General features: G+C 70.1%; 15 protein-coding genes. 3 read left to right on the top strand and 12 right to left on the bottom strand.

Annotated elements, in window-relative coordinates:
- Positions 1 to 14 precede the first annotated feature (14 nt).
- The 9 genes from PE066_RS19470 to PE066_RS19430 all read right to left on the bottom strand — a co-directional run bounded on the left by PE066_RS19470 (position 15) and on the right by PE066_RS19430 (position 9,658).
- A complete protein-coding gene (locus PE066_RS19470) occupies positions 15 to 1,133 on the bottom strand; it encodes a branched-chain amino acid ABC transporter permease (protein WP_271234178.1) in 1,119 nt (372 codons plus the stop codon).
- 16 nt (positions 1,134 to 1,149) lie between these two features.
- Positions 1,150 to 2,130: a branched-chain amino acid ABC transporter permease gene (locus PE066_RS19465; protein WP_271234177.1), complete on the bottom strand. Its 981-nt coding sequence runs from the start codon at positions 2,128 to 2,130 to the stop codon at positions 1,150 to 1,152.
- The gene (locus PE066_RS19460; RefSeq protein WP_271234176.1) at positions 2,127 to 2,852 is read right to left on the bottom strand and encodes an ABC transporter ATP-binding protein; all 726 of its coding nucleotides are present in this window, start codon (positions 2,850 to 2,852) and stop codon (positions 2,127 to 2,129) included. Before PE066_RS19460 ends, PE066_RS19465 begins: the two co-directional genes overlap by 4 nt.
- Positions 2,849 to 3,619: an ABC transporter ATP-binding protein gene (locus PE066_RS19455; protein WP_271234175.1), complete on the bottom strand. Its 771-nt coding sequence runs from the start codon at positions 3,617 to 3,619 to the stop codon at positions 2,849 to 2,851. The genes PE066_RS19460 and PE066_RS19455 overlap by 4 nt, the downstream gene beginning before the upstream one ends.
- Before the next feature lie 123 nt (positions 3,620 to 3,742).
- Positions 3,743 to 4,942: a substrate-binding domain-containing protein gene (locus tag PE066_RS19450; RefSeq protein WP_271234174.1), complete on the bottom strand. Its 1,200-nt coding sequence runs from the start codon at positions 4,940 to 4,942 to the stop codon at positions 3,743 to 3,745.
- 150 nt (positions 4,943 to 5,092) lie between these two features.
- The gene (locus PE066_RS19445) at positions 5,093 to 6,568 is read right to left on the bottom strand and encodes a sigma-54 interaction domain-containing protein (RefSeq protein WP_271234173.1); all 1,476 of its coding nucleotides are present in this window, start codon (positions 6,566 to 6,568) and stop codon (positions 5,093 to 5,095) included.
- Positions 6,569 to 6,606: 38 nt separating this feature from the next.
- Positions 6,607 to 8,103, bottom strand: coding sequence for a tripartite tricarboxylate transporter permease (locus PE066_RS19440; protein ID WP_271236620.1), 1,497 nt, complete (start codon positions 8,101 to 8,103; stop codon positions 6,607 to 6,609).
- Entirely contained in the window at positions 8,103 to 8,612 is a 510-nt protein-coding gene (locus PE066_RS19435; RefSeq protein WP_271234172.1) for a tripartite tricarboxylate transporter TctB family protein, read from the bottom strand. The genes PE066_RS19440 and PE066_RS19435 overlap by 1 nt, the downstream gene beginning before the upstream one ends.
- An 86-nt stretch (positions 8,613 to 8,698) precedes the next feature.
- Positions 8,699 to 9,658 (bottom strand): tripartite tricarboxylate transporter substrate binding protein, encoded by a 960-nt coding sequence (locus PE066_RS19430; protein WP_271234171.1) that lies wholly within the window; start codon positions 9,656 to 9,658, stop codon positions 8,699 to 8,701.
- A 125-nt stretch (positions 9,659 to 9,783) separates the two neighbouring features.
- On the opposite strand from PE066_RS19430, the gene PE066_RS19425 reads away from it, so the two are divergent.
- The 3 genes from PE066_RS19425 to PE066_RS19415 are packed head-to-tail and all read left to right on the top strand — an operon-like array spanning position 9,784 to position 12,279.
- Positions 9,784 to 10,458 carry a response regulator transcription factor gene (locus PE066_RS19425; RefSeq protein WP_271234170.1) on the top strand — a complete coding sequence of 225 codons (675 nt, stop codon included), beginning with the start codon at positions 9,784 to 9,786 and terminating at the stop codon, positions 10,456 to 10,458.
- Entirely contained in the window at positions 10,455 to 11,879 is a 1,425-nt protein-coding gene (locus tag PE066_RS19420) for a sensor histidine kinase (RefSeq protein WP_271234169.1), read from the top strand. Before PE066_RS19425 ends, PE066_RS19420 begins: the two co-directional genes overlap by 4 nt.
- Positions 11,860 to 12,279 carry an RNA-binding S4 domain-containing protein gene (locus PE066_RS19415; RefSeq protein ID WP_271234168.1) on the top strand — a complete coding sequence of 140 codons (420 nt, stop codon included), beginning with the start codon at positions 11,860 to 11,862 and terminating at the stop codon, positions 12,277 to 12,279. The genes PE066_RS19420 and PE066_RS19415 overlap by 20 nt, the downstream gene beginning before the upstream one ends.
- A 123-nt stretch (positions 12,280 to 12,402) precedes the next feature.
- Here PE066_RS19415 and PE066_RS19410 read toward each other — a convergent pair whose 3' ends face one another.
- The 3 genes from PE066_RS19410 to PE066_RS19400 form a co-directional block, all read right to left on the bottom strand.
- Positions 12,403 to 13,044: an aspartate/glutamate racemase family protein gene (locus tag PE066_RS19410; protein ID WP_271234167.1), complete on the bottom strand. Its 642-nt coding sequence runs from the start codon at positions 13,042 to 13,044 to the stop codon at positions 12,403 to 12,405.
- On the bottom strand, positions 13,041 to 15,617 hold the full coding sequence (locus PE066_RS19405) for a TRAP transporter permease (protein ID WP_271234166.1): 2,577 nt from the start codon (positions 15,615 to 15,617) through the stop codon (positions 13,041 to 13,043). The genes PE066_RS19410 and PE066_RS19405 overlap by 4 nt, the downstream gene beginning before the upstream one ends.
- 100 nt (positions 15,618 to 15,717) lie before the next feature.
- Positions 15,718 to 16,698, bottom strand: coding sequence for a TAXI family TRAP transporter solute-binding subunit (locus PE066_RS19400; protein ID WP_271234165.1), 981 nt, complete (start codon positions 16,696 to 16,698; stop codon positions 15,718 to 15,720).
- Between the last annotated feature and the right edge of the window lie 14 nt (positions 16,699 to 16,712).

Below are 16,712 nucleotides of genomic sequence, written 5' to 3'. Positions count from 1 at the left end.
TCGTGCAGACGGGGTTACTTGAGCGCGGCGCTCTGGCGCACCTGCCCGGCCGGCGGCCGCGGCTGGGGCGGCCGGGGCTTGATCGAGCGCAGCTTGCCCACGATGCCGGTCGGGAAGTAGTAGACCGACAACACGAACAGCAGGCCCAGCCAGAGCAGCCAGCGGTCCGGCGACAGCAGCGCCGACAGCCACGGCAGCCCCGACGTCGCCTCGCTGGCCAGCCGCAGCAGGTCCTGCAGGTAGCTCTGGGCCACCACGAACAGGGCCGAGCCGATCACGGCGCCATAGATCGTGCCCATGCCGCCGATCACCACGATCAGCAGCACGTCCAGCATGATCTCGAAGGACAGCGAGGTGTCCGGTCCGTTGTAGCGCAGCCAGATCGCCAGCATGGCGCCGGCCAGGGTGGCGAACAGCGCCGACAGGATGGCGGAGGTGGTGCGGTACACCACGACCCGGTAGCCGATGGCCTCGGCGCGGAACTCGTTCTCGCGGATCGCCTGCGTGACGCGGCCGAACGGCGAGTTGACGATGCGCAGCATGGCCAGCACCAGCACCACGGCGACGACGAACAGCAGGTAATAGGCCAGCAGGCGGCCGTCGAGGTCGACCCCGAACAGCGGCGTGGACGACAGCTCGAAGCTGGGCTGCAGTTGCGGCGGCACCTTGAAGGTCAGCCCGTCCTCGCCGCCGGTGAACTCCGACAGCTGCGAGGCCAGCGTCTGGAAAGCGGCGGCAAAGGCCAGCGTGATCATGGAGAAGAAGATCGCGCGCACCCGCAGCGAGAACAACCCGATCGCGAGCGCCAGGACGAACGACATGGCCAGCGCGCAGGCAATGCCGACCGCCAGCGCCGTCCAGCTGGGTCCCATGCGGGTCAGCGCGATCGCCACCCCGTAGGCGCCGATGCCGAAGAACATGGTGTGGGCGAAGCTGACGATGCCGGTGTAGCCCAGCAGCAGGTCGAAGCTGGCCACCAGCACGATGAACACCAGCACCTTGGCGGCCACGTTCAGCGCCTTGACGCCGGGCACCAGGAAAGGCGTGAGCGCCAGCGCCAGCACGATGGCGACCAGCAGCACCGCCAGCACGCGGCTGCGCGGCAGGTCGTGGGAGAGCAGTCGGTTCAGCATGTCGGGGCTCCCGCCTTCACCGGCTCAGCGCGTAGACGCCCTGGGGCCGCCACAGCAGGATGGCCATCATCAGGACGATGTTGGAGAACAGCGCCGCCTTGGGCACCAGGAAGCCGGTGTAGTTGGCCATCAGGCCGACCAGCAGCGCGCCGATCAGCGCACCGGTGGTCGAGCCCAGCCCGCCGATGATCAGCACGATGAAGATCAGCACGTTGACCTGGGCGCCCATCTGCGGGATCACGTTCTGCTGGTACAGGCCCCACATCACGCCGCCCAGGCCGGCCAGCGCGCTGCCGACCACGAACACGCCCACGAACAGGACGCTGATGCGGTAGCCGAGCGACTCGACCATCTCGCGGTCCTGCACGCCGGCGCGGATCAGCAGGCCGATCTTGGTGCGGGTCAGCGTCCACAGCAGCATCGCGAACACCAGCAGGCCGACGACCACGGCCAGCAGGCGGTACTTCTGGACGGCCGCGTCGCCCAGGTAATAGGAGCCTCGCAGCGCCTCGGGCAGCGGCAGCGGGATCTGCAGCGGGCCCCAGATCACCTTGATCAGCTCCTCGCCGATGATCATCCCGCCCATGGTGATCAGGATCTGCTTGAGGTGGTTGCCGTACACCGGCCGCACGATGAAGCGCTCGAAGGCCAGCCCCACCGCCGCGGCCACCAGCATGGCGACCACCATGGCCGGCAGGATCGCCAGCAGGTTGGTCCACAGGCTGCCGGAAGCCGTGTAGTCGGCCATCGCGCCCAGCACGCTGGTGGCGACGAAGGCGCCCAGCGCGATGAACACGCCGTGGCCGAAGTTCAGCACGTCCATCAGGCCGAACACCAGCGTCAGGCCGGAGGCGATGATGAAGATGATCATGCCCATCGCCAGCCCGGCCACCGTGAGCGTGACCCAGGTGGACGACGAGCCGATGAAGGGCAGCACCAGCAGCGCCAGCAGCGGCACCAGCACCAGCGGCTTCCAGTCGAAATCGAGCTTGTTCATAGCGCCAGCCCCAGCAGGGAATGCTGCAGTTCCTCGTCGTCGGCCAGGGCCTGCATGCGGCCCGCATGGACGACGCGTCCGTTGTCCATCACCGCGACCGTGTCGCCCAGCCGCCGGGCGAAGTTGAAGTTCTGCTCGACCAGCAGGATGGTGACGCCGCTGGCCTTGAGCTGGCCGAAGGCGTCGATCATGTTGTTGATGATGGCCGGCGCCAGCCCCTTGCTGGGCTCGTCGATCACCAGCAGCTCGCGCGGCTCGACGATGGCGCGCGACACGGCGAGCATCTGCTTCTGCCCGCCCGAGAGCTTGCCGGCCGGGTGGTTCCAGAACTTCTCGACCGCCGGGAACAGGGTGAAGATCCACTGCAGGCGGGCCTCATCGATCTGGGCGGCGGTCTTGGCGCCGCGCGCGGCCAGCAGCATGTTCTCGCGCACCGTCAGGTCGGCGAAGATGCCCATGTTCTCGGGCACGTAGGCGACGCCCAGGCCGGCGATCTGCGGCGTCGGCAGCGCGGTGATGTCGCGGCCGCCCAGCGTGATCCGGCCGGCCGAGGCCTTCCACAAGCCCATGATCGTGCGCAGCGTGGTGGTCTTGCCGGCGCCGTTGCGCCCCAGCAGCATGGTGAGCTGGCCGCGCGGCACGGCCAGGTCGACGCCGTGCAGGATGTGGTACGCGCCGATGTGGGTGTGGACGCCTTCCAGCGTGAGCAGGTTGTCGCTCATGCCGCCTCCTTGCTGACACCCAGGTACGCTTCCTGCACGACCGGCGAGGCGATGACTTCGGCCGGTTCGCCGTCGGCCACCAGCGAGCCGTTGTGCAGCACGATGATCCGGTCGGCCAGTTCGCGCACCACGTCCATCTTGTGCTCCACCAGCAGGATGGTCTTTGTCTTGTCGGCCTTCAGGCGGCGGATCAGGTCCAGGATCACCGGCGCCTCGGCCGCGTTCATGCCGGCCGTGGGCTCGTCGAACATGAACACCTGCGGCTCCAGCGCCATCAGCAGCGCCACCTCCAGCTTGCGCTGGTCGCCGTGCGGCAGGTTGGCCACCAGCTCGTGCTCCTTGTCCTTGAGCGCGATCGATTCCAGGATCGCGTCGGCGCGCTGCGTCAGCGCCGCGTGGTCGCTCCACACGCTCCACAGGTTCAGCCCGCGGCGGTGCCGGCCCTCGCGCGTGGCCTGCACCGCCAGCCGCACGTTCTCCAGCACCGAAAGGCGCGGGAACAGGTTGGTGAGCTGGAAGGCACGGCCGAGGCCGGCGCGGGTGCGCTGCGACGCGCTGGCGCCGGTGAGGTCGCGCCCGCCCAGCGTGACCGTCCCCTGGGTCGGCCGGAGCTGGCCCGAGATCAGGTTGAAGTAGGTCGTCTTGCCGGCGCCATTGGGGCCGACGATGGCGGTCAGGGTGCCGGGCTCGAACGAGCAGGTGACGCTGTTGACCGCCACGTGGCCGCCGAAGCGCACGGTCAGGTCGCGGGTCGCGAGAAGGCTCATGGTGTGGCTGGTGCAGAGTGTGCGCGGCCCGCCCGCCGGCGGCGGGCATCCATCGCGTGAAGAGGCCCGCTCGGCCTGGGACAGGCGGCTCGGCGGGGCCAGCCCGGCCGAGCCGCGGCGGCGTCAGGGCTTGTTGCGGATCGGGACCTGCATGTCTGCCGGCTTGATCTCGCGCACCAGCTCCGGGATGCCCCAGGCCACGGCCGGATCGACCTTGATCTTGAAGTGGTACATCGACTGCATGGCCTGGTGGTCTTCCTTGCGGAAGGTCATCGGGCCCTTGGGCGTGTCGAAGCTCATGCCTTCCATCGCGGTGATCAGCTTGTTGGTCGCCGTGTCGCCGCCGGTCTTCTTCAGCGCGGTCACGATCGCCATCGCGGCGGAGAAGCCGCCGGCGGTGAAGAAGTCGGGCGGGCTGTTGAAGCGCTTCTGGTGCTCGGCCACCATCCAGTCGTTGGCAGCGTTCTTGGGGATGCCGTAGTAGTAGTAGGTGGCGCCTTCCATGCCGGGGAAGCGCTTGTAGGCGGCCATCGCGGGCAGGATGTTGCCGCCGGTGCCGACCTCGATGTTGAAGCGCTTCTTCAGGTCGGCGTCGGCCAGGGCGTTGAACGGCGGCGTGCCGCCGGCCCAGACCACGGCGATGATCTTGCGGCCCGGCTTGTCCTTGAGGCCGTCCACCAGGCGCTGGATGCCGGCGGTGAAGTCGGTCGTGGTCGGGGGCAGGTACTCCTCATGGACGATCTTGGCCTTCTTCAGCGCGTCCTTGAAGGCCTTCACGCCGTCGCGGCCGAAGGCGTAGTCCTGCGCCAGCATGGCGATGGACACGTTGTCCTGGTCGACCGCCACGGCGTTGGAGATCGCGTCCTGCGAGCTGTTGCGGCCGGTGCGGAAGATGTACTTGTTCCACTTCTCGCCGGTGATGGCGTCGGCCACGGCCGGCTCGACCAGCAGGATCTTCTTGTACTCCTCGGCCACCGGCAGCATGGCCAGGGCGACGCCCGACGAGGTCGGGCCGACGGCCAGGTCGACCTTGTCGTCGGAGTAGGCGGTGGCCAGCAGCGACTTGCCCAGGTCGGGCTTGCCCTGGTCGTCCTTCTCGAGCACGGTGATCTTGCGGCCGTTGACGGCCATGCTGCCCTGGGTGGCGTACTCCAGGCCCATCAGCAGGCCGGCCTGGGTCTGCTTGCCGTAGGCCTCCAGCGGGCCGGTGCGGCTGTACACGTGGGCGATCTTGATGTCGCCGCCGGCCTGGGCCAGGGCGATGGGCGCGGACAGGGTGGTGGCGGCCAGCGCGGCGAGCGCGACCAGGGTGCGACGTTGCATGCGTTTGTCTCCTGCGGGGGAAGAAGTGGAATGGGAACCCGACAGCGCTGCTTGCACATCCCGTGCCAGCGAAACGAAGTGCTTCAGCCCTTCTTTCGGGATCATGATGCGCCAACTTGGCTGATAGTCAGACAAATCATTGTCTTCAAATCAGGCAACTGCCTTGTTATCAGACACCACCCCCAGGCGCTCATACAGCTTGGCGCGCGAGATGCCCAACAGCCGGGCCGCCGCCAGCTTGTTGCCGCCGGTTGACGCCAGGGCCGCCGCAATGGCGGCGCGCTCGACCTCCGCCACCTGATCGGCCAGGGGCCGCAGGCGGCCGCCATCGTGCGACACCGGCAGCCCAGGCACGGGCGTGACCGGCGGCAGGGCGATGCTCTCCACGCCGGCATCGCGCAGCACCTGCTCCAGGTGCGCCGCCTCGATGCGCTGCGACTCGCTGCGCATGGCGGCCTGCTCCAGCACGTTGCGCAGTTCGCGGATGTTGCCGGGCCAGGACTGCGCGGCCAGCAGCGCCACCGCCTCGGCGCTGAGCTCCGGCGGCGGCGTGCCGTTGCGCAGCGCCATGTCCTCGCCCAGCGCCTCGACCAGCGCCGGCACGTCGCTGCGCCGCTCGCGCAGCGGCGGCACCCGGATCGGCAACACGTTGAGCCGGTAGTACAGGTCCTCGCGGAACCGGCCTTCGCGCACCAGCGCGCCCAGGTCGCGCGAGGTGGCCGCGATCACGCGGGCATCGAAGGGCACCACCTTGTTGGAGCCCAGCGGCTCGATCTCGCCCTCCTGCAGCGCGCGCAACAGCTTGGGCTGCAGGCTGGGCGGCATGTCGCCGATCTCGTCCAGGAACAGCGTGCCGCCATCGGCCAGCTTGAACTTGCCGTCGCGGCCCTTGCGGTCGGCGCCGGTGTAGGCGCCCGGCGCGACGCCGAAGAACTCCGCCTCCAGCAGGGTATCGGGCACGGCGGCGATGTTGACGCTGACGAAGGGGCCCTTGGCACGGCCGGAACCCGCGTGGATGGCATGGGCCAGCAGCTCCTTGCCGGTGCCGGTCTCGCCCAGCAGCAGCACCGGGCTGGAGGAACCGGCGGCACGGCGCGCCTGCCGCTTGACCTCCACCGCGGCCGGGCTGGAGCCGAGGAAGCTGGCCAGCGTGTACTTGGTGCGCCGCTGGGTCGCCAGTTCGCGCCGGACGTCGTCCAGGTCGCGCTGCAGGTGGGCGAACTTCTGGATCAGCGGCTGCAGCGTCGTCTCGGGGTGGTCGAACAGCACGATGCCCAGTGCGCCGATCACCTGCCCGGCCTCGTCGCGCAGCGGGATGCGGCTGACCACGAAGGTGCCGGCACGGTTGGACAGCAGGTCGATCAGGATCGGCTTGCCGGTGCGGATCACCCGGTCCATCAGGGTGTTGTGCACCACCTCCGACACCGGGTGGCCGAGGAAGTCCTCCACCCGCTCGTAGCCCAGCGCCGGCAGGAAGCGCTTGTACTGCTCGTTGATCCAGACCACGCGCTCGTCGCGGTCCACCAGCAGCATGCCTTCGCTGGCATTGGCGAACAGGTCGAACATCGACCGCGCCGCCAGCTCCAGGATGCGCTGGCCGTCGAGGGGCAGGCTGTCGTCGTGCATGCGGTCGATGGTAGCGCCGGCGGCAACGCCGGCGGCGCTCAACCGCCCCTGACGCCCGTGCGGCGCAACAGGCGCGGCAGCACCAGCACGGCAACCACGACGATCACCAGCGCCAGCGACATCGGCCGCTGCACGAACACCGCGAAGCTGCCCTCGCCGATCGACACCGCGTTGCGCAACTGGGCCTCGGCCAGCGGCCCCAGGATCATGCCGACCACCACCGGCGCGGTCGGGAAGTCGAAGCGCCGCATGACCACGCCCAGCAGGCCGATGCCGTACAGCAGCACCAGGTCGAACGCGCTCTGGCGCATGCCGTAGGCCCCGACCGTGGCGAAGATCAGGATGCCGGCATACAGCTGCGGCTTGGGGATCTTCAGCAGCTTCACCCACAGGCCCACCATCGGCAGGTTCAGCACCAGCAGCATCAGGTTGCCGATGTAGAGCGAGGCGATCAGCGCCCACACCAGTGCCGCCGAACTGGTGAACAGCTGCGGCCCGGGCTGGATGCCGTAGTTCTGGAACGCGCCCAGCAGGATGGCGGTGGTGTTGGACGTCGGGATGCCCAGCGTCAGCAGCGGAATCAGGGCGGCCGTCACGGTGGCGTTGTTGGCCGCTTCCGGGCCGGCCACGCCCTCGATCGCGCCCTTGCCGCCGAACTCGGCCAGGTTCTCGCCCTTGGCCAGCTTCTTCTCGGTGGCATAGCTCAGGAAGGTCGGGATCTCGGTGCCGCCCGCCGGGATGCAGCCGAACGGCGTGCCGATGGCCGTGCCGCGCAGCCAGGCCGGGATCGAGCGCTTCCAGTCGCGCCCCGTCATGTGCACCCGGCTCATGGTGTTGCGCTGCTGGGGCGAGCGGCCCTCGTACATGGCGGCGTACATCACCTCGGCCACGGCGAACAGGCCCACCGCCACCAGCACGATCTCGATGCCATCCAGCAGCTCCGCCACGCCCAGCGTGTAGCGCGGCTGGCCGGAGATCTGGTCCAGCCCGATGCAGCCGATCGCCAGGCCCAGCAGCAGCGCCGTCATGCCGCGCAGCGTGCTCTTGCCCAGCACGGCGCTGACGGTGGTGAAGGCCAGCACCATCAGCATGAAGTACTCCGGCGGCCCCAGCTTGACGGCGAACTCGGCGACCGCCGGCGCGAACAGCGTCACCACCACCGTGGCGATGGTGCCGGCGACGAACGAGCCGATCGCCGCGGTGGCGAGCGCCGCGCCGGCGCGGCCGCTCTTGGCCATGCGGTTGCCCTCCATCGCCGTCACCAGCGTGGCGGTCTCGCCCGGCGTGTTGAGCAGGATCGAGGTGGTCGAGCCGCCGTACATCGCGCCGTAGTAGATGCCGGCGAAGAAGATCATCGAGGCGGTGATCTCCACCTTGCCGGTGATCGGCAGCAGCATCGCCACCGCCACCGCGGGGCCGATGCCCGGCAGCACGCCGACCGCCGTGCCGAGCGCGCAGCCAACCAGCGCCCACAGCAGGTTGGCCGGCGAGATGGCGGTGGCAAAGCCCTGCAGCAGGGCGTTGAAGATGTCGATCACAGCCAGCCCGTATCGGTGAGTCCGGGCAGGCTGATGCCCAGGAACTGCGTGAACAGCCAATAGACGGGCGCGGCGATCAGCAGGCCGGTCGCCAGGTCGGCCAGCAGCGAGGCCGGGCGGGCGGCGGCCTGGCCGGCCGCCCGGCGCAGGCCCTGCACCGCCAGCAGGTAGCACAGCGTGCAGCCGCCGATGAAGCCGATGCGGGTGATCAGCGCGGCGTTGGCCAGCAGGCCGGCCGAGATCCAGGCCAGGCCCGGCCACCAGGCATCCGCCGAGCCGTCCGGCTCGTCCCGGTCGCGAAAGCCCCCGGTGAGCGCCTCGCGCAGGATCATCGCGCCGCAGATCGCCAGCCCGACCGCCACCAGCCAGGGCAGGAAGTTCGGCCCCACCCCGCCATAGCCGGCGGCCGAGGGCACCTGCAGCGCGCCCACGCCGAGCGCGATGCCCAGCAGCAGCACGCCGGCGCCGACCGCCACCTGCCAGCCCTTGCCCGTGTTTGCTTCCATCTGTCTGTTCCCCGGCTTCGCCGCGGCACGCCGCGCAAAAACGCCCGGCTCGCGGCCGGGCGTCTTCCTTGCGGGCGACCGCCGCTTCAGACCATGCCCGACTTCACCATCGTGGCGCGCAGGCTGGCGAACTCGTCGTCGACGAACTTCTCGAACGCCGCGCCGCTGAGCACCGCCGGCGTCCAGTTGTTCTTCTCCAGCGCCTCGGCCCAGGACTTGGTCTTGAGCGCCGCCAGCACCATGTCGGTGGTGGCCTTGCGCTGCGCCGGGGTCAGCCCCGGCGCGCCATAGACGCCACGCCAGTTGCCGATCTCGACGTCGATGCCCTGCTCCTTGAGCGTGGGCACGTTGATGCCCTTCAGGCGCGTCCCGGACGTGACGGCGATCGGCTTCATCTTGCCGGCCTGGATGTACTCGGCGAACTCGCTGTAGCCGCTGCCGCCCACCGTGACGTTGCCGCCCAGGATGGCGGCGGTGGCCTCGCCGCCCCCGCGGAAGGCCACGTAGTTGATCTTGGAGGGATCGACGCCGACGGCGCGCGCCAGCATGGCCGCCGCGATGTGCTCGGTGGAGCCGCGCGAGCCGCCGCCCCACTTGACGCTGCCCGGGTCCTTCTTGAGCTGGGCCACCACGTCGGCCATGGTCTTGAAGGGCGAGTTGGCCGGCAGCACGAACACGTTGTACTCGCTGGTCAGGCGGGCGATCGGCGTGGCCTGCGACAGGCTCACCGGCGGCTTGCCGGTGATGATGCCGCCCAGCATCACGGCGCCCATCACCATCAGCGCGTTCGGGTCGCCCTTGCTGGAATTGACGAACTGGGCCAGGCCCAGCGCGCCGGCGGCGCCGCCCTTGTTCTCGAAGCTGACGTTGTCGGCCACCTTGGCGTCCAGCAGCGCCTTGCCGAGCGCGCGGCCGGTGCTGTCCCAGCCGCCGCCGGGGTTGGCCGGGATCATCATCTTGACGTTGGCCGCGGCGCGGGCCGACAGCGGCAGGGCGCCGGCGGCGGCCAGCGCGGCCAGGGACTTGAGGAAGGTGTCGCGACGCATGTCAGGTCTCCTTGTGTCGACGTTCGGGAGGGGAACCCGCGGATGATCCGCCGCCTGCCTGTCAAACGGCTGTCCGCGGCATTGGGGGAACTACCGAGCCCGGCCGCTGCTACGCTGCGCCTCCCATGAAGCTGCTGCTGGTCGAGGACGATGTCTCCATGCGCACGGCGCTGGAGCGCTCGCTCGGCCGCCGTGGCCTGCAGGTGCAGGGCTGTGCCGACGGCAACGCGGCATTGGCCGCCTGGAGGGCGTTCGGCCCCGACGTGGTGGTGCTGGACCTGACGTTGCCGGGACGCGACGGCCTGCAGGTGCTGGAGCAGGCGCGCCGCGAGGGGATCGCCACCCCGGTGCTGCTGCTGACCGCGCGCGGCACGGTGGGCGACCGCGTGCTGGGGCTGAACGCCGGCGCCGACGACTACCTGCCCAAGCCCTTCGACCTGGATGAGCTGGAGGCGCGGCTGCGTGCCCTGGCGCGCCGCCGTTCGCCGGCATCCGCGGACGGCGCCGCCGACGTGCAGCTCGGGCGGCTGCGGCTCGACCGTGGCGAGGGCGCCTTCTACCTCGACGGTTCGGTGCTGGAGCTGACCCCGCGCGAATCCGCCCTGCTGCAGGCCCTGTTCGCCCGGCCTGGCCACGCGGTGGCCAAGGAGCGGCTGTTCGAGCTGGTCTTTCCGGGCGAGCCCGACGTCCAGTACGAGGCGATCGAAGTGGTCGCCTACCGGCTGCGCAAGAAGCTGGCCGGCACCGGCGCGCGGCTGATGACGCTGCGCGGCCTGGGCTACCTGGTGAAGGCCGGATGAGGCCGCTGTCGCTGCGCCGCTACCTGCTGCTGGGCATCCTGCTGCCGGTGCTGGCGCTGATCGCGCTCAACGGCGTCAGCCTGTACCGCCAGGCCCTGCGCGCCGCCAACACCGCCTATGACCGGACCCTGCTGGCGTCGGCCAAGGTGATCGGCGAGCAGCTCGACGTGGACGGCTACGACGAGCAGGCCCGACTGCGCGCCACGGTGCCCTACTCGGCGCTGGAGGCGTTCGAGGCCGACACCCGCAGCCGGCTGTTCTATCGCGTGTCGGACCTGCGCGGCGAGCTGGTCTCGGGCTTCGAGGAGCTGCCGTTCTGGCGCGGCCGGCTGCCGCAGCAGCCGCCCTACGCGGCCCTGGTCGATTTCTACGATGCGCGCTTTCGCGACGAGGACGTGCGGGTGGCCGTGCTGCTGCAGCCGGTCGCCAGCGACGACGGCCGCGGCATGGCCGTGGTGCAGGTGGCCGAGACGCTGGAGCTGCGGCGGTCGCTGGCGCGGCAGGTGCTGCTGGACACGCTGTGGCGGCAGGCGCTGCTGGTGGCGGTGATCGCCGGGGTGGTGATCGTGGTGGTGCAGCGCGGCACCCGGCCGGTGCGGCGCCTGTCCAGCGAGCTGCAGGCGCGGCCGGAGAACGACCTGACCCCGATCCAGGCGCCGGACGCGCCGCGCGAGCTGCTGCCGCTGGTCGACGCGACCAACCAGGTGATGGCGCGGCTGGCCCGCCTGCTGGACAACCAGAAGCGCTTCGTGCGCGACACCGCCCACCAGCTGCGCACGCCGCTGGCGGTGCTCAAGACCCAGGTGCAGTCGGCCCTGCGCGGCGACGTGGAACCGCGTCCCGCGCTGCAGGAAATCGGCGCCACGGTGGACCGCGCCACGCAACTGGCCAACCAGATGCTGTCGCTGGCCAAGGTGGAGCAGTTGCGCCAGCAGGCGGACGCACAGGTCACCGACCTGGCCGAGGTGGCCCGCGCCGTGGCGCTGGAGCTCTCGCCCCTGATGGCCGAGCAGGACCTGGATTTCGAGATCGACACGCGGCCGGCGCCGATGCGGGCGCACGAATGGATGCTGCGCGAACTCACCCGCAACCTGCTGCACAACGCGATCCGCCACGGGCCGCGCGGCGGGCGGCTGGCGGTGCGCCTGGTCGTCGACGGCGGCTGGCTGGCCCTGACCATCAGCGACAGCGGCCCGGGCATCGCCGCCGAGCTGCGCGAGCGCCTGTTCCAGCCGTTCGCCGCCGGCGACGGCCGCAGCGGCTCGGGCCTGGGCCTGCTGATCTGCCAGGAGATCGCGCATGCGCTGGGCGGAAACCTCGTGCTGGACAACCGCGAGCGGCACCGGCACGTGGAAGGACTGGATGCCACGGTCCGGCTGCCGCTTGCCACAATGGAAACCGATGGACAGGCTGAGGATTGACAAGTGGCTGTGGTGCGCGCGCTTCTACAAGACGCGCTCGCTGGCCGCCGAGGAGATCGGCAAGGGGCGCATCGCGGTCAACGGGCAGGAAGCCAAGCCGTCGCGCGAGGTGAAGGTGGGCGACACGGTGGCGCTGCGGCGCGAAGGCATCACGCGCACGGTGGTGGTCCGGGGGCTGTCGGGCCTGCGCGGGCCGGCGCCGGTGGCGCAGCAGCTCTATGAGGAAACGGCGGAGAGCCTGAAGGCTCGCGAGGAAGCCGCGCAGCAGCGGCGCTTCGCGCGCGAGCCGGCGCTGTCGATCGAGCAGGGGCGGCCCACCAAGCGCGGCCGGCGCGACTTGGAGGAGGCGCGCCGGGGCTGGGGCGACCGCTGGAGCGCCTCGATCGACGACGAGGAGTGACGAGCCTTGTCATTGCGGACTTGATCCGCCATCCATCACCAGGCGCCGGAACACCGCGCTCGCGGATGCCGGCATCTGGAGGTGGATCCCGGCGTTCGCCGGGATGACACCCAATGGCCTGCCCTACTCCTCCAGGCGCCGCCGCAGCTCCGCCACCGCGCTGTGCACGGTGGTCAGCACCGGCACGCCGCAGGCGGCAGCAACGGTCTCCCGCGCCCGGGCCAGGCTGAACTGCGCCAGCGCGATCGCCGTGCAGCCCTCATCGACCAGCTGGCGCGCGGCCGCGGCCACGAGCTGGTCGTGGCGGGTGCCCTCGCCCGCATCCAGCGCGGCCAGTGCGCCCTCAGCCAGCCGGATGCGCAAGTCCAGTTGCGGCGGGAACTCGGGCGGCATCGAAGCCAGCGTGGGCGCGAAGCTGGCCACCAGCCCGAGGCGGCCGCCCAGGGCCGCCGCCTCGGCCACCATGGCCTCGTTCGGCTTGAGCACCGGCACCCGCGGGTGCGCGCGCGCCACGGCCTCGATGCAGGGGCCGAAGGCCGAGCAGGTGAACAGGATGGCGTCGCTGCCGCAGTCCAGCGCATAGGCGGCCAGGCGCTGGAAGCGATCGTGCATCGCGGCGTCGAGCGACCCCGCCCGCGCCAGGTCGGCCGACAGGCTGTCGTCCAGCAGGTTCATGCGCAGCGCCTGCGGCCAGTGCTGCGCCATGGCGTCGTTGATCGGCGCCACCGAGTGCGCCAGCGCGTGGATCAGTGCAATCCTCGTCATGCCGGCTGCACGCGCGCGGGCTGGCGCACGCCCTGGACGAACCACACGAGGGCGATCAGCAGGAAGCCCGGCAGGTAGAACCAGTGCGGCGTCGGCCGATCCACCGGGACCTTCACCGCCGACACGTCCCAACCCTGTTCGACCCCGGCCTTGCGCGCCGCCGAACCGAAGCGCACCGCGCCGATCTGCACCTCTTGCCCGAGCGGCGCCATCTGCACGCCGGCATCGGCCAGCCGCTTGCGCCCGTCGGCGCCGGCTGCGCCCAGCCGCAGCGCGACCGTCTTGGTGACGTCGTCGCCTTCCAGCGTGGTGCCCTTGATCTCCATCACGAGCCGGCCGCCTTCGGGCAGGCCACGCGCCACGTCGAACACCTGGCCGGCGGGCACATCGCGGAACTCGGGCGTGATCCGGTCCATGAAGAAATCGGGCCGGAACAGCAGCACCACCGCCAGCACCAGCAGCAGGTTCTCCCACCAGCGGCTGCGCACCCGGAACCAGTTCATGGTGATGGCCGCGAACACCAGCATGGCCACGGTGCAGGCGACCACCACGACGAGCAGTTCCCACCAGCCATTGACGTCGATCAGCAGCAGTTGCGGGTTGAAGATCCAGATGAAGGGCAGGATCACCGTGCGCAGTGCGTACAGCGCCCCCTGGATGCCGGTCTCGATGGCGTCCTCACCCGAGATGGCCGCCGCGGCGAAGGTGGCCAGCCCCACCGGCGGCGTGATGTCGCCCATGATCCCGTAATAGAAGACGAACAGGTGCACCGCGATCAGCGGGATCACCAGGCCGCTCTGCGCGCCCAGCTCCACCACCACCGGCGCCATCAGCGTGGCGACCAGCACGTAGTTGGCCGTGGTCGGCACCCCCAGCCCCAGCACCAGGCAGACGAAGGCGATGAACAGCAGCATCACGAACACGTTGCCCTGCGAGACGAAGTCCACGAACTCGGTCATGCGCAGGCCCAGGCCGGTGAGCGTGATGCCGCCGACGATGATGCCGGCGGTGGCGGTGGCGATGCCGATGCCGATCATGTTGCGGGCGCCGTCGTGGAAGCCGCCCGTCACGTCGTGCCAGCCGGTCAGCCAGGTGCCGGCGGCGGACTGGCGGCGCAGCAGCCGGACCAGCGGCCGCTGCGTCACCATCAGTGCGATCAGCACGGTGATGGCCCAGAACGCCGACAGCGAGGGCGACATCTCCTCGACCATCAGGCACCAGATCAGGGTGCCGATCGGGATCAGGTAGTGCAGGCCGGCACGCACCGTCGGCCAGGTGTCCAGCGGCGTCGGGTTGTCGACGTCGATGTCCTCCGGCAGGTCGGGGCAGCGCGCCGCCTCGCGGATGGCATACAGGTACAGCGCCGCCATTAGCAGCGCCACGCCCCAGGTCGCGGCGGCGCCCAGCAGCGACTGGATGGCGACCATGGCGTAGTAGATCGCAGCCACCACGATGATGCTGCCCGACAGACCGATGCCGGTGCGCAGCAGCTTGTCGCGCACCGGGCGCGGCGCGCGCCGCACCAGCGGGTTCATGCCCATCTTCAGCGCCTCGAGGTGGACGATGTAGAACAGGCCGATGTAGGACAGCACGGCCGGCAGGGCCGCGTGCTTGACGATCTCCGAGTAGGGAATGCCCACGTACTCGACCATCAGGAAGGCCGCCGCCCCCATCACCGGCGGCATGATCTGGCCGTTGACCGAGCTCATGGTCTCGATGGCGCCGGCCTTGACGCCGCCGTAGCCGGACTTCTTCATCAGCGGGATGGTGAAGATGCCGCCCGACACCACGTTGGACACCGAGGAGCCGGAGATCATCCCGTTGAGCGCCGAGGACACCACGGCGACCTTGGCCGGGCCGCCGCGCATGTGGCCCAGCGCCGCGAAGCTGACCTGCATCATGTAGTTGCCGCCGCCGGCGCGGTCGAGCAGCGCGCCGAACAGCACGTAGACGAAGATCGCGCTGGTGGACACGCCCAGGGCGATGCCGTACACGCCCTCGGTGGTCAGCCACATGTGCGAGACCAGCCGGTTGAGCGAGGCGCCCTTGTGCTGCAGCACCTCGGGCATCCAAGGGCCGGCCATGGCGTAGCCGATGAACAGCGCGGCCAGCACCGCCATGGGCCAGCCGACCGCGCGGCGCGTGGCCTCCAGCAGCAGCACCAGGCCGACGGTGGCCGTGACCACGTCCATCAGGTTGGGCTGCCCCGGCCGGGTGGCGAGCTGGGCGTAGAACAGCAGCAGGTAGGCGCCAGCGAAGGCGCCGGCCAGCGCCAGCAGCCAGTCGAGCAGCGGCACCCGGTTGCGCGGCGAACGGCGGCCGGCGGGCCAGGCCAGGAAGGCCAGGAACATCGCGAAGGCCAGGTGGATGGCGCGCGCCTCGGTGTCGTTCAGCACGCCCCAGCCGATCGCGAAGGGCAGCGGTGAGGCGTACCAGTACTGGAACACCGCCCAGGCCAGCGCCGTGCCGGTAATGACCATGGCGGTGATGCCGCCCGGCTTGCGCGCGCCGGTGTCGGACTCCGCCACCAATTCCTGCAGGGCCTGCGGCGCTTTCTCGATGTCGGTGGCCATTCCTGTCGTTCTCCTCGTGATCGAAGCGGGTGCGCGCTGCCGGCGCACCATTAAAAAAGGGCGAAGCCCGCTTCGCCCTTGTTCGCGCGGGTCGCGGACCTTACTTGATCCAGCCCTTCTCGCGGTAGTAGCGTGCCGCACCCTCGTGCAGCGGCGCCGACAGGCCGTCCTTGGCCATGTTCTCGGGCTTCAGGTGCGCCAGCGCCGGGTGCAGCTTCTTGAATTCCTCGAAGTTGTCGAACACGGCCTTGACCACCTGGTAGACCGTTTCCGGCGACGACTTGGTGGACGACACCACGGTGGCCAGCACGCCGTAGGTCTGCGCCCCGTCGGGGTTGTTCGGGTACAGGCCGCCCGGGATGGTCGCCTTGGCGTAGTAGGGCTTGTCGGCGATCAGCTTGTCGACGGCCGGGCCGGTGATCGAGACCAGCTTGGCGCCGCAGGTGGTGGTGGGGTCCTGGATGTTGGCGCTGGGGTGGCCGACGCCGTAGAAGAAGCCGTCGATCTTGCCGTCGCACAGGGCCGGGCCGTGCTCGTCGGCCTTGAGCTCGGAAGCCAGCGAGAAGTCGCCCATCTTCCAGCCCATGGCGGCCATCAGTTCCTCCATCGAGGCGCGCGTGCCCGAGCCGGGATTGCCGACGTTGAAGCGCTTGCCCTTGAGGTCGTTGAGCGTCTTGGCATTCGCTTCCTTGCGCGCCACCACGGTGAACGGCTCCGGGTGCACCGAGAACACCGCCCGCAGGTCACCGTAGGCGCCGCCGTCCTTGAACTGCGCCTGGCCCTTGTAGGCGTTGAACTGCACGTCGCTCTGGGCGAAGCCGAGGTCGAGTTCGCCGGCCTTGATGGTGTTGACGTTGAACACCGAGCCGCCGGTGGATTCGACCGAGCAGCGGATGCCGTGCTTGGCGCGATCCTTGTTGACCAGGCGGCAGATGGCGCCTCCGGCGGCGTAGTACACGCCCGTGACGCCGCCCGTGCCGATGGTCATGAACTTCTGCTGCGCAGCGGCAGGGGCGCTGAACAGCGCCGCGGATACGGCCACGCAGCCGGCCAGTGCCGGCACCAGGGTCTTCAAACGCATTTGCATTGCTCCTT

The organism is Ramlibacter tataouinensis (genome assembly GCF_027941915.1).
Lineage (GTDB): Bacteria > Pseudomonadota > Gammaproteobacteria > Burkholderiales > Burkholderiaceae_C > Ramlibacter > Ramlibacter tataouinensis_C.
The sequence above is the reverse complement of the archived record's forward strand: the minus strand, read 5'-3'. Positions and strand labels throughout refer to the sequence as shown.